Annotated in this window: 13 protein-coding genes; 1 reads left to right on the top strand and 12 read right to left on the bottom strand. The window is 37.3% G+C overall.

Annotated elements, in window-relative coordinates:
- Nucleotides 1-17: 17 nt before the first annotated feature.
- The 12 genes from AB3I20_RS03415 to map all read right to left on the bottom strand — a co-directional run bounded on the left by AB3I20_RS03415 (nucleotide 18) and on the right by map (nucleotide 12,186).
- Nucleotides 18-1,280 (bottom strand): EpaQ family protein, encoded by a 1,263-nt coding sequence (locus AB3I20_RS03415; RefSeq protein ID WP_368026937.1) that lies wholly within the window; start codon nucleotides 1,278-1,280, stop codon nucleotides 18-20.
- A gap of 52 nt (nucleotides 1,281-1,332) precedes the next feature.
- Nucleotides 1,333-3,333 carry a hypothetical protein gene (locus AB3I20_RS03410; protein ID WP_271026828.1) on the bottom strand — a complete coding sequence of 667 codons (2,001 nt, stop codon included), beginning with the start codon at nucleotides 3,331-3,333 and terminating at the stop codon, nucleotides 1,333-1,335.
- Between the two features lie 46 nt (nucleotides 3,334-3,379).
- The gene (gene rfbD / locus AB3I20_RS03405) at nucleotides 3,380-4,231 is read right to left on the bottom strand and encodes a dTDP-4-dehydrorhamnose reductase (protein ID WP_067480659.1); all 852 of its coding nucleotides are present in this window, start codon (nucleotides 4,229-4,231) and stop codon (nucleotides 3,380-3,382) included.
- A gap of 79 nt (nucleotides 4,232-4,310) precedes the next feature.
- Nucleotides 4,311-5,339, bottom strand: a complete 1,029-nt coding sequence (rfbB, locus tag AB3I20_RS03400; protein ID WP_071868223.1) for a dTDP-glucose 4,6-dehydratase — start codon at nucleotides 5,337-5,339, stop codon at nucleotides 4,311-4,313.
- A 22-nt stretch (nucleotides 5,340-5,361) separates the two neighbouring features.
- Entirely contained in the window at nucleotides 5,362-5,934 is a 573-nt protein-coding gene (rfbC, locus tag AB3I20_RS03395; RefSeq protein WP_067480653.1) for a dTDP-4-dehydrorhamnose 3,5-epimerase, read from the bottom strand.
- 13 nt (nucleotides 5,935-5,947) lie between these two features.
- Complete coding sequence (gene rfbA, locus AB3I20_RS03390; protein ID WP_067480649.1) at nucleotides 5,948-6,814, bottom strand: glucose-1-phosphate thymidylyltransferase RfbA; 867 nt, start codon at nucleotides 6,812-6,814, stop codon at nucleotides 5,948-5,950.
- A 100-nt stretch (nucleotides 6,815-6,914) separates the two neighbouring features.
- Nucleotides 6,915-7,622 (bottom strand): glycosyltransferase family 2 protein, encoded by a 708-nt coding sequence (locus AB3I20_RS03385; protein WP_368026936.1) that lies wholly within the window; start codon nucleotides 7,620-7,622, stop codon nucleotides 6,915-6,917.
- A 4-nt stretch (nucleotides 7,623-7,626) separates the two neighbouring features.
- On the bottom strand, nucleotides 7,627-8,454 hold the full coding sequence (locus AB3I20_RS03380; RefSeq protein WP_271026832.1) for a glycosyltransferase: 828 nt from the start codon (nucleotides 8,452-8,454) through the stop codon (nucleotides 7,627-7,629).
- Nucleotides 8,454-9,254, bottom strand: a complete 801-nt coding sequence (locus AB3I20_RS03375; protein ID WP_368026935.1) for a glycosyltransferase family 2 protein — start codon at nucleotides 9,252-9,254, stop codon at nucleotides 8,454-8,456. The genes AB3I20_RS03380 and AB3I20_RS03375 overlap by 1 nt, the downstream gene beginning before the upstream one ends.
- Nucleotides 9,255-10,385 (bottom strand): glycosyltransferase family 4 protein, encoded by a 1,131-nt coding sequence (locus AB3I20_RS03370; protein ID WP_067480639.1) that lies wholly within the window; start codon nucleotides 10,383-10,385, stop codon nucleotides 9,255-9,257.
- 89 nt (nucleotides 10,386-10,474) lie between these two features.
- Nucleotides 10,475-11,398, bottom strand: a complete 924-nt coding sequence (locus tag AB3I20_RS03365; protein WP_067480635.1) for a YihY/virulence factor BrkB family protein — start codon at nucleotides 11,396-11,398, stop codon at nucleotides 10,475-10,477.
- A gap of 23 nt (nucleotides 11,399-11,421) precedes the next feature.
- A complete protein-coding gene (gene map, locus AB3I20_RS03360; RefSeq protein ID WP_067480633.1) occupies nucleotides 11,422-12,186 on the bottom strand; it encodes a type I methionyl aminopeptidase in 765 nt (254 codons plus the stop codon).
- Between the two features lie 163 nt (nucleotides 12,187-12,349).
- On the opposite strand from map, the gene AB3I20_RS03355 reads away from it, so the two are divergent.
- Entirely contained in the window at nucleotides 12,350-12,793 is a 444-nt protein-coding gene (locus AB3I20_RS03355; RefSeq protein WP_075491562.1) for a flavodoxin, read from the top strand.
- The last annotated feature ends 220 nt before the right edge of the window (nucleotides 12,794-13,013 follow it).

Here is a 13,013-nt window from a genome sequence, read left to right as displayed (position 1 = left end):
CTCTCTTTGATTACTTCTTAATGATGATACTTCTTCATCCGTGAAAATTCATTGTGATTCTCTTCTGGATTTTCGAACGACTCATCTGCTGTTTCTAATTCATCCGGTACTTTTTGCATTTCTGCTGGCTGGTCAAAGCGGTGAACACTCATTCCTAGTAATAGATAAATAATCGGAAGCCAAGCGAAAGAAGTCAAAGTATCTTCCATAAAAGATTGTGTCATTATGCCAAAGAAAGCCCAGATAAAAGTTAATTGGCCGTTCGATAAATCACCTTTTAGTGTTCTTCGACCAATAAAAATCAGTAATAAAGTAACCACGATGGCTAATCCAATCACTCCATAAAGATTCAAGAAAGAATTATAACTATTATGATTACCCAAAACTTGATTTGCTCGTTTCGTGTAAAAATAAGGTTTCATTCCTACCAACACTTGTTGCGTTTTAGCAACCAAAGTCTGATAAAAATCTGCCCAAATTTCTTCTCTTCCAGTAAAAAGATTTACTTCTTTTGAAGCTGCCGCAAAATATGAAAGTGGTAAAGCGGCAACTGCGGTCACCGTATAAATGATAAATGGTGCGCGAGTCACTCGCATAAATGACTTAGGAATCAAGTCCAAAAGAATAAAAACGATCAATGCAACTAATGCACCTCTTGACTGACAAACCCAAATCGTGGCAAACGCTGCAACGACAGCTGGCACACTTAACAGACGAATGTACCACTTTTCAAATGAGCTAGCAAAACCACTAATTAAGAAAGCCAGTGTCATCACTGATGCGCCTATCGTGTTGGTATTGATCCAAATATCAGAAAGCTTGTTCCCTGGAGACCAGATACTTTGTCCTTCACGAATCGGAATTTCCGTAAAAACACGATAGACAGTCACTGTCAGAACAACTGAAAACAACAGCAAGAAAACAGCTCGATCTATTTTTCCAAACTCAATCCATTTTATCGACAATACAAAAGCAATAATCAACGGAATCATCATATCTGTGTAAAATGAAGCGCTTCTCACTTCTCTGAAATACGAAAAGAAGAAAAAGAATAGGAAACCAATCCCAATAAAAATAAAATCAATACCTCTTGCTTTGTAAACATTCAATAAAAACAAAACGGCTATGCCGCCCAAAATTAATTGCGAACTATTTTCATATAAAAATAGTGCAGTGTTGTTGCTTAGCCCAACGGTCCATATAAAATACAATGAACCTACTAATAGAAGCAGCCAAGCAACACTCATTTCATTAATCATTTTTCGTAGGATTTTCTGCATTTCCCCACTCTCCTGTACTAGCTTCTCTCTTTTATTTAACTGAATAACTTTGTTATTGCTGGCTAATGATTTGTCCATTGGCCGGATAATCTACTTCAAATATTCGATAGCCATCATTGTCTGGGCCATATAATTGAGTAAACTGCGCCTCATTTAATTGATTGTAGTCTGCTAAAGGTCGCTTACTTACGACATAACGTATACCAAATTTTTCGGCATCATCAAAATTCAATGTCACAGAGAACATATCAGGTCGATCAAGGATAAACGTTGTGTCTTCCTTCGCAATAAATGCACGAGTGTGGGCATAACGATTATAATATTTCTCATAGGTTCCATCTGGATCAATGATTTCCCATGCTTTCATATCTGGATAAAAACGAACCGTATTGAATGATTTTACTCCAAGTGTTGGTGTAAAATTATACAATTCATCTTCAGATAACCATAATTGATCTGGATGTTCGTTATTGATTTTTTGAATTTCTTTCGCTAAAGTCTTTTCAAAAATAGCACCCGTTCCTTCAACAACCGGATTGACAAAAAAACCAGAAGCGACAATTAATGCTGCGAATGAAACATAAAACAAATGTCTTTGGTGAAACAAAGCAAACCCTAGCAACAATGTTCCTAGTACAACGATCCCTGTAATTTCAATCCCTGAAAAATAATTAATCATGCTAGAAGTGAAGATTGCCACAGCAAACGTTCCAGCATTAACAACTAATAAGACAATTTTATACCAGGTTGGAATAACATCTTCTCGCCAAACATAGGCAATGAACCAAATCGTTAACAGACAAGCTGCAAAGCCAAAAGTTGTAAATGCACGGGATGCTGGTACATAGGAAAGAAGCGTAATTTCAGCTAATTCTTTTGGTAAGCCAACGGTGATCCAGAAAATCGCAAACAAACAAAAAACCATTAATATTCGTCCTAATAATTTCTGTTCACTGTTTTTCTTACCAAATAATACAAATGGGCTAGCCAAAAGCACAGTTGGGAAGAAATGATAGAAAAAGGCTACTTCTGAATTATTTGAAAACGTAATGTCTGTAAATGGAATCTTCCAGTTAGTCAAAAAGTAAAAGAACTTACCAAAAGTGAATTCTCCACCTGTACTGATTCGTTTTCCTGGATACAACGTTTCTAGTGAAGCCATCAGGGCATCCTTCGAAACTAGCCAAAAATGAACCATGATCCCTCCGATTATCGCTATCGCCCCGACAATCAGGACAGCATCCAATAGATCCCAAACTACTTTTTTCCTGAAATGAATCAACAGGCCAACAAAATAAAAGACGAGCAAATAACCTAACATTACTTGATGTGCTGGGTAAATGACTAAAATGAATCCTAAGCCAAAAATAACTACCAGCAACATCATCAGGGCTCGTATCCCTTTGCGATCATGTTGATAAAAATAATGATAGAAAGCCACCATCAGTCCGACAGTGAAGAAAATCAAATCTCCCACATGTTGCATGAACCACCATTGAACAGCCGGCGCAAAGGTCAGTGCAAATGAACCAACCAATGACAATCCCTTTCGTTTTCTAGTGATGATCATCAATAATTCAAAAGACAACAAGAGCATGCCGACGATTTTCATTCCCCAGTACCAAGATAGCCCTCGATCACGTCCCAAGAAGAAAAACCCCCAGTTAAATGGCTTGCCGATAACCGTAATGTCTTTAACCGGTGAATTATAAGCAATAATCATATTTTGACCATTTAAGGAGTAATCTTCGTTGATTACTGGATAATCATTTTCTGCTTGCGAAAGATAAAATGGCGTCTGTACCAGCCATTCATCTGAGCGAACTTCACGATCTTTCCCAAACAAAACATCTGTTTCTTTCCCGTCATCTCGCTGAGAAACGTATTTATCCCACATGCCAATTGAGCTGCCATTTAAATTAAATGTGACGACTATGACAATTGCTAGTAAGCCAAACAAATAACGGAGCCTAAGCAATGAGTCAAAAATTGTCTGAGGCGCACGATTTGTTTTTTCAGTGCTATGCCGTACACTTCTCGTTTGTTTTTCCATAAAATTCCCCAATTTCTCTTTTGTTTCCTAAACTAGCAGAAACGAATTACGCTTTTGCTTCTTCAGCGGCAATCAGCATTTGTGCCAAAGCTTCTTGCCAAGTTGGAATAGAAAAACCTAATTTTTCAGCTTTCTTAAGACTCATCACAGAATATTGTGGACGTACTGCTTTTTGTGGAAATTCCGCTGATGTCACAGGTGCTACTTCCACGTCAGTATCTTTTAAGATTTCTTTCGCGAATTCATACCAAGAGCAACTGTTTTCGTTTGATAAGTGGTAAATGCCATATGGTGCTTTTTGTTCAATGACGTATACCATGAACTCGGCTAGTGTACGTGTCCATGTTGGGCGTCCAAATTGATCGTTTACAACTGTCAAACGATCGTGTGTTTCCGCCAGACGTTGCATTGTAAATACAAAATTATGGCCATAGATACCAAATACCCAAGAAGTACGGATAATATAATAATCTTCTAAAATTTCTTCGACAGCTTGTTCACCTAAAAGTTTTGTTCGACCATATTCGTTCAACGGATTAGTTGAATCATCCACTTCGTATTCTGCTTGTTCTTTCTTTCCATCGAATACATAGTCTGTACTAATGTAAACCAATTTAGCATTGACCGCTTTCGCAGCAAGTGCAACATTTCTTGTACCGTCGACATTGATTTTCTCGTCTAATTCTTTGCCTTCATCCTCTGCTTTATCAACTGCAGTGTAGGCTGCACAATGAAAGATAACATCCGGTTTCAATTCGGCGATATATTCCATGGTTCCTTTTTCATCAGTAATGTCTAATTCTTTCGCATCTGTCGAAACATATGGTAGATTTTTTTCATCTAATAGATGGCGCAATTCTGTACCTAATTGGCCATTTCCTCCAGTTAATAAAAACATTGTTTTTCGCTCCTTTAAATTTGTTTGAAAAAAGAGACAGGCTAGCGCCTGCCTCACACTTTTATCTCATCAATAATTGTTATTGACCATTTTTGGCATATGCTGCTTCTACGGCTTCTTTTTCTTTTTTCCACCAGTCTTCATTTTCTTCATACCACTTGATCGTATTCGCTAAACCATCACGGAAATTCGTGAACTCTGGCTTCCAGCCAAGTTCTTCACGTAATTTAGTTGAATCAATTGCGTAACGTAAATCGTGACCCGCACGGTCTTTTACGTGATCGTACGCATCTTTTGATTGACCCATCAACTCTAAAATCAATTCCATCACTGCTTTATTGTCTTCTTCGCCATCGGCACCAATCAAATATGTTTCGCCAATTTCACCTTTTGTCAAGATTAACCAAACAGCAGATGAATGATCGTTTGTGTGAATCCAGTCACGCACATTTTTGCCGTCGCCATATAATTTAGGACGAATACCACTTAAAACGTTAGTGATTTGACGTGGGATAAATTTCTCAATGTGTTGATAAGGTCCATAATTATTTGAGCAGTTAGAAATTGTTGCACGTAACCCAAATGAACGTACCCAGGCTTTCACTAATAAATCTGATCCCGCTTTAGTTGAAGAATAAGGACTAGAAGGATTGTATGGTGTTTCAGCTGTAAATTTTTCGCCTGGACCATCACCATGTCCTGGTAAATCTTCTCTTAATGGTAAATCGCCATACACTTCATCCGTTGAAACATGATGATAACGCACATCATATTTTCGACAAGCTTCCAATAAAGTATATGTCCCAATAATATTGGTTTGAACAAATGGAAATGGATCTTTTAATGAATTATCGTTATGTGATTCAGCTGCATAATGAACAACTGCATCTGCGTCTTTCACTAGACGATCAACTAATGGTGCATCAGCAATATCGCCCACCACAAGTTCTACCCGATCACTTGGTAATCCCGCTAAATTTTCTTTGTTTCCAGCATAAGTTAATTTATCTAAAACAGTTACATGAACTTCCGGATGGTTTTGTACGACATAGTGCACAAAATTTGAACCGATAAATCCAGCGCCACCTGTTACAATGATATTTTTCATTAAAATGGTTCTCCTTTAAAGTTTAAATTTCGCCATAAACGAATGGATTTTCTGCTTCAAATTCTTTTAACGTTGGATGGTTATGATCCTTTTCTGACATAATTGCTTTACTGATGTCAATTGGCCATTCAATGGCTAACTCAGGATCATCAAAAGCAATTCCGCCATCTGCAGCAGCGTCATAATAGTTATCGCATTTATAAAGGAAGTTGACATCTGGTGTCAGCGTAACGAATCCATGCGCATATCCTTTAGGAACAAGTAGTTGACGATGGTTATGTTCGGATAAAATAAAGCCGTCCCATTGTCCATAAGTTGGGCTGCCTTTACGAATATCAACGACCACATCTAAAACTGCTCCAGTGACTACACGAATCAATTTTGTTTGAGCAGATTCTCCTTTTTGAAAGTGTAAGCCACGTAGTACGCCGGCTTCAGCAGATAAAGAGTGATTATCTTGAACAAAGTCATAAGTCAACCCATGTTCTTCAAATTTTGCTTTTGAATAGCTCTCAGTAAAAAAGCCACGGTGATCACCAAAAACATCCATTTCGATAATCTTGACATCTGTTAATTTTGTATCAGTTACTTTCATGTTGTCAGACTCCCTATTCAGCGGCCAAAGCTAATAAATATTGACCGTATTGATTTTTTTTCAATGGTTGCGCTAATGCAAACAATTGTTCTTTCGTAATGTAGCCCATGCGATAAGCAATTTCTTCTAAACAAGCTACTTTTAAATTTTGACGTTTTTCAATGGTTTCAATAAATGTTGAAGCTTCAAGTAGTGATTCGTGTGTACCTGTATCTAACCAAGCAAACCCACGTCCCATCAATTCAACAGATAAAGTTCCTTTTTCTAGGTATGCTTTATTGACATCTGTGATTTCTAATTCACCACGTTCAGATGGTTTAATGTCTTTTGCAATTGAAATGACATCGTTATCGTAGAAATAAAGACCTGTAACAGCATAGTTTGATTTTGGTTGAGTTGGTTTTTCCTCGATTGACAAAGCATTCATGTTCTCATCAAATTCAACAACTCCAAAGCGTTCAGGGTCATTTACATGATACCCAAACACCGTTGCGCCACTTTCTTTTGCTGCAGCGCGCTGCAACATTTTAGATAGACCGCCACCATAGTAGATATTGTCGCCTAAAACTAAGCAGACACTGTCATCGCCAATAAATTCTTCACCAATGATAAAAGCTTGTGCTAAACCATCAGGACTTTCTTGAACTGCATACTCAATTTGAATCCCCAAGTCATGCCCGTCCCCAAATAATTCTTCGAAACGAGGTGTATCTTGTGGTGTTGAAATAATCAAGATTTCTTTAATTCCAGCCAACATCAATGTTGACATTGGATAATAAATCATTGGTTTGTCGTAAATCGGCATCAACTGTTTTGAAGTTGCCTTTGTCAATGGGTACAAGCGTGTTCCGCTTCCCCCAGCAAGAATAATTCCCTTCATGGCTTTAAGCGCTCCTTTTTTCAAATTTCACTTTGTTATTATCTCATCAATCCAAACATTTGTCATGAGCTATTTGGCATTTAATACTTTTTTATTAAACTTAGTGTCGCTGCCACTTTCTTTTTAGGTAGGACACCAATAAATGAAATCGCCACGCCAATTTTTGTTGAAAACTGGAATGCGTTTGGATCTCACTTGCGTTCAAGTCGTGGCGTCGATACAACGTCAACGGTTCGCGAATAAATCCGACCTGATTTCCACCTAATAAACCAATCCACATATCGTGCATAGGTACATCATCTGGAATTGGTAAGATTTTAGGCTTCAGACTCGAACGAAAGGCCATACCAGCTCCAATATAATGACTACGGACAAAGTTATTCAACCATCCTTCTTTTGAATGCCGATAAGTAAAATAAGAGGGATAAATGGTTTTAAGATCCTCGTCCACAATCACCAAGTCCGAAACAACAACTTGCCTTTTCGGATGGGCTGCAAAATCAGCCGTTATCCTTTTCACTTTATTGTCTAACCAAACATCATCTTGGTCAGCCAAAAAAATGATTTCCCCACTTGCTTGTTCAATTGCATGAGCAAAATTTTGAATCAGTCCACGTTGAGGTCCTTTTAATAGTTTAATACGTGAATCTTGTTGTGCGTATTCCAGCAAAATATTCCAAGTGCTGTCAACTGAACCATCATCAGAGATAACTAACTCATCGGTTGTAGAAAGCTGTCGTAAAATGCTATTTAATTGTTCTCTCAGATATTTTTCGCCATTAAATGTGGCCATGCAAACAGATCGCAAAAACTTACACCTTCCCCATCTCAACATAAACTCGCAAGGTTGAACGCCAAATTTTTCGGTTCTTCACTGTCAAAAATTGTTTAATGCTTCTTAACAGCAGCTGCTTACGATGCTTTTTCCAATGAATTTGATCGTACTCGCGATAAAATTTTGTTTCGGCAGCTAAAATCGATTCATATCTTGTTGTCGATACTTTTTCATAATTGAGCACAGATAAGTCATGCTCCAAGCGAATTGGTAAAATTTCAATTTTTTTGTGAAGTTGATGAACTTTCCAAAAAAACCAATGATCTAAAAAATCTAAAGAAAAAGCAGGATTAAACCCGCCAATTGTTTGTAGAAATGAGATTGAAAAAACTGTTCCCGAATTGATTGCCATCACTCGTTGCTCCGTCAGCCCTACTTCAGAAACTGCTCGATAGGTACGATTAACATACTGATCGGCATAAACAGGTGAAATTTGTTGCCCTTGATCAAAAATCATCGGTACAGCAACAACACAGTCATCTGAAAATTCAACCTGACTGATTTGCTCCAAATAGCTTTCATTTAAGACAGTATCTTGATCCAACGTAATCAGTCGTTGAATCGTGGGTTTAGCTTGCGACAGTGCATAGTTGTATGCTGCTGCCAATCCCGGATTTTGCGCATCATGATAGTAATTCACGAACTTTTTTTCAAACAATGAATGGTGTTGCTCCGTTGGACTGTTATCAAAAATAACGAGTTGGATTTTTTGATCCACCACAGCTTGTGATAATAGAGCAAAAGAAGGTGTTTTTTCTATGGGTTGCTGATACAATACGACAACAACTAAATTAGTTGGTTTCATTAGAAAAAACGCCACCCCCACTTATGGAAAAATTTTGCCATCGAAGACATAAAAATTCGGAATAATTTAAAATTACGATGTGCACCTTTTCCATATAAATGAACGACTGAGTGCGTTGGGGTATACAGTAATTTGTAACCCGCTTGTTCAAATTTCAAACACAAATCATTGTCTTCAAAGTACATAAAATAGCGAGAATCAAATCCTGCAACTTCAGTAAACTTCACTGTGTCAACGACCATGAAACTCCCAGAAATCATACGAACATAACTATTTTGATTTAGCGGAAGATCCCTGCACTCAAACTTAGCCAATCGTTTATCAAACAACTTTTTCACCCATTTAAAGGGAATGAAACGCAGCATATAATCAAAAACATCTAGGCGTTCACGAATCAAATATTGAATAGAACCATCCTCGTTTAAAATCTTAGGTGCTAGCATCGCACATTCAGGGTGTTCAACCAGTAACTCAACAACTTCGGTAATTGTTTGCTCGTCTACCAAAATATCCGGATTAAAAATAACAGCATAGCGATACTTGCTGTTCAACAGATTTTGATTATGTCCGTAACCAAAACCACTGTTTTCCTGATGAAAGTTAATGTGTAGATAAGGATAGTGTAAATACTCCTTCAATTTAGCCTGATATTCAGGCGAGGAGTTATTATCAAAAATAATGATCTCAATTGCTGGGTTTTCACCAATGGTTGCAATCAAGGTATCTAATGTACGAAAAATCTTTTGACTATTTGCGGTCACTATACTGATTAGGACCGGCTGTTCTAATTTTTTATTCATCTAATGATGGTCCCATTTCTTCAAATATTTCTGCAGTACTTGCGTACGATATTCTTTATTTCCCAAAAATCGTAAAGTTTTCAAAATAAATTGATGTTTCTCACCAATCAACCCGATTAACTCCAGTAACAAAATAATCGCAAATAACATTACTAGTACCAGAACAATTGTCCCGACCTGACCAGCATAATTCATGATCATTGCTGTGAAAGAAAACATTAATGCCATCGCATAAATCGCCAAAACTGCTCCTTTGTGTGTGAAGCCTAAGCTTAATAAGCGGTGATGCAAATGCTTTTTATCCGCAGTTGAAAAAGATACTCGGTTTGCCTTGCGACGAACGATTGCAAAAAAAGTATCCGTTACTGGAACACCCAAAACAATCAATAAAGAAATTGATGAAACAAACGTTACATTTTTTAACCCTTGTAAAGATAAAACAGCCAACATAAACCCTAAAAATAATGCACCTGTATCCCCCAAATAAATCTTAGCAGGATAAAAATTATACGGGAAGAAGCCGATGATACTCGCTACTAAACAGAAAATAACAATTGGAATATACACAGTGGATGAATGCAAAAAGAAATACCCAATGATTCCAATTGTAGTCAACCCAATAAGTGATACTCCCGCAGCCAACCCATCCAATCCATCAATCAAATTCACGGCATTCGTAATACCGAAAATCCAAAAGATTGTTACTGGAAAGCTTAACCACCCGAGTTCAAAATGGCCAAAAAATGGTAAAGTAAACGAGTCGATATGAATACCCGCTAAAAAGTAGATAACAAGTGAAGCGAATAAGATCCCGACACTCTTTTGTTTTGGTGTCAACTCAAATCGATCATCTAATACCCCCGTAATGATAATAATCAACGCTGCTAATAAAATTGGTACAATATAAAATCTTGGAATAATATCATGAAACAAAATCAACGTTGAAATAACAAAAGATATAAAAATTGGCAACCCTCCGGCACTTGGCATCGGTACTGTATTGATTCTTCGCGCGTTCGGTTTATCGACCATTCCTGTTTGGACAGAAATTATTTTAAATATTGGTGTTAAAATCAACGATAATACTATCGTTAGAAAAAACCTAACGACCATACTAAACGAAACAAGCATCTGGACACCTACTTTAACTTGAGAGTTTTCCCGTTATTATAAAACACTACTAATAGTTTACAATAAGTCGAGTAAAAGAACGTAAGAATTTACGTTTTTTTATTAGAAATTTTATTTTTTATTTTTTCAACCCAACGATTAAGCGGGCCTTTACGACGTGTCGCCTGACTCCCCAATACATACTCTTGAACAACCGCATTAATGATTCCACCAAGAATAACAATCGTGGCAGCAAAGTTCAACCACAGCATCAAAACGATGAAACTTCCAATGATTTGATAACCGCTGACACGTGAAGCAAAATACTTCGCATAGATCCCAAAGACCTGCGACAACAACATCCAGCCAACCGTGGCAAAGATTGTTCCAGGTAAAATCGTTTTTAACTTCAATTGTGCATTAGGCACAATCAAATAAATCAAAAACAAAATCACAAATAGCGCAACTAATGTTACAGGCCATTTCAAAGCTTGGAACTGATCAATCAAATGTAGCGGAAACTGAAAAATCGGTTGAATTGCTTCAAGAATCAAGTTTCCTAACCCTAAGACGATTGTCACCCCACCTATCGCAACCATAAATAAGACAATGACCACTAATGAAACAAGGCGGACAATCAAAAAGTTCTTTCGATTGTCCACACCATAGGCTTTATTCATTGCAATTTGTAATGCGTTGATACTTTGACTTGCTGACCAAAGCGCAGCTAATGCAGAAATTGAAAGCAATCCGCCAGAGCTTTGCGTCAGTAGATCTTTGATTGCAGGGCCAATAAATTGGTAAATCGTTTCAGGCATAACCTCTCGAACATAAGTTAACACTGTATTTGGATCAATATTCAAAAAAGGCAATACGTTGCCAAATGCAATAATCAGCGGAAACAACGATAACAACAAGTAATAAGCAACAACCACAGAAGTTGTTCCAATTTCCGAATCATTCATTCGCTTTTGCGTTGTTTCGATAAAGCGCATAAAATCCTTATTTTCTTTAATTTTCTGCCAAATCCCCATTTATTTCCCCTATACTTTTGTTATTAGTATGTGCCTTCTTCACCTTGTGACGTTAAAATTTTTGGACCGTCTTTCGTAATCGCCAAAGTATGTTCATACTGACAAGATAACCCACCATCACGCGTATATGCAGTCCAGCCATTTGGGTCCATTTTCATCTTCCAAGTTCCGGTATTGACCATTGGTTCGATGGTAATGACCATGCCTTCTTTCAATCGAAGTCCTTTACCTGCTTCACCATAATGAGGGACAGCTGGTTCTTCATGAATCGTTGGACCAACGCCATGACCGATGAAATCGCGGACAACAGATAAGTTTTCAGATTCAACATAGGTTTGGATTGCATGACCAATATCTCCAATGCGATTGCCGACTTTCGCTTGTTCAATCCCAAGGTATAATGCTTTTTTTGTTACTTCCATTAAATGATCGATTTCAGGTGTTGATTCGCCAACGACATACGCCCAACAAGAATCAGAAATGCCACCTTTTAAATCAATACACATATCAACTTTAACTAAATCGCCACTTTCTAGTGGTTTTTTGCGAGGAAATCCATGACAAATTTCATCGTTAATACTAATACATGTCGCATATTCGTAACCTTCAAAGCCGATTTGGGCAGCAATTCCACCGTGGCTTTCAATATAATTTCTGACAAAAACTTCAATATCCCAGCTTGTAATACCAGGCTTGATAAAATCGCGTAAGTTTTTATGCACGTCTGCTAATAAGGCGCCAGACTCTGCCATTGTTTCAATTTCACGTGCTGATTTTAATGTAATCATTCTCTCGTCTCCTTTTTACAAATCGTTCTCATTTTACCATAGTTACCAACGTTTAGCCAAATCACAGTTATCATCTCATCGAGTTCTATTTTCTTTTTTACGCATGGTTTGGTATAATTCTTACGTATTAAGTTAAAATCGTTGATAAATTAGGAGGCAAATCATGACTTTAGCAAAAATCGTTTATGCAAGCATGACCGGCAATACTGAAGAAATTGCTGATATTGTAGCAGAAGCTTTTGAAAATTTAGATATTGATGTAGAAATCAATGAATGTACCCAAGTAGATGCAGATGAATTTGAAGACGCAGACATTTGTGTTGTCGCAACCTATACATATGGTGATGGTGAACTACCAGATGAGATTGTTGATTTTTATGAAGACTTGCAAGAAGTTGACCTTGAAGGAAAAATTTATGGCGTTTGTGGTTCTGGCGATACATTTTATGATGAATTTTGTAAATCTGTAGATGACTTTGATGCTGTCTTTGCCAAAACGGGGGCAACAAAAGGAGCAGAAAATGTCAAAGTGGACTTGAACGCTGAAGAAGAAGACATCGAAAATCTTGAAGCCTTTGCCAAAGCACTTGTCGCTAAAGCAAACTAGTTTCAACTACTCAAATATATGTAAGAAAACCGCTAAAAATCACTGTTTGATTTTTAGCGGTTTTTAGTTTTACCGATTTTTTCTACTTACTCGTTACGCACTAAAAACAATAAAGAGTCTGGGACAAAACCAAAAATTCAGCTATTCTTACTACATTTTTTAATTAAGAAAAGCCTAAAATCAGCGTTTTAAAAAACGAATTTTAGGCTTTTTTTCTGTT

The organism is Enterococcus sp. C50 (assembly GCF_040887505.1).
GTDB classification, from domain to species: Bacteria; Bacillota; Bacilli; order Lactobacillales; family Enterococcaceae; genus Enterococcus_B; species Enterococcus_B thailandicus.
The sequence above is the reverse complement of the archived record's forward strand: the minus strand, read 5'-3'. Positions and strand labels throughout refer to the sequence as shown.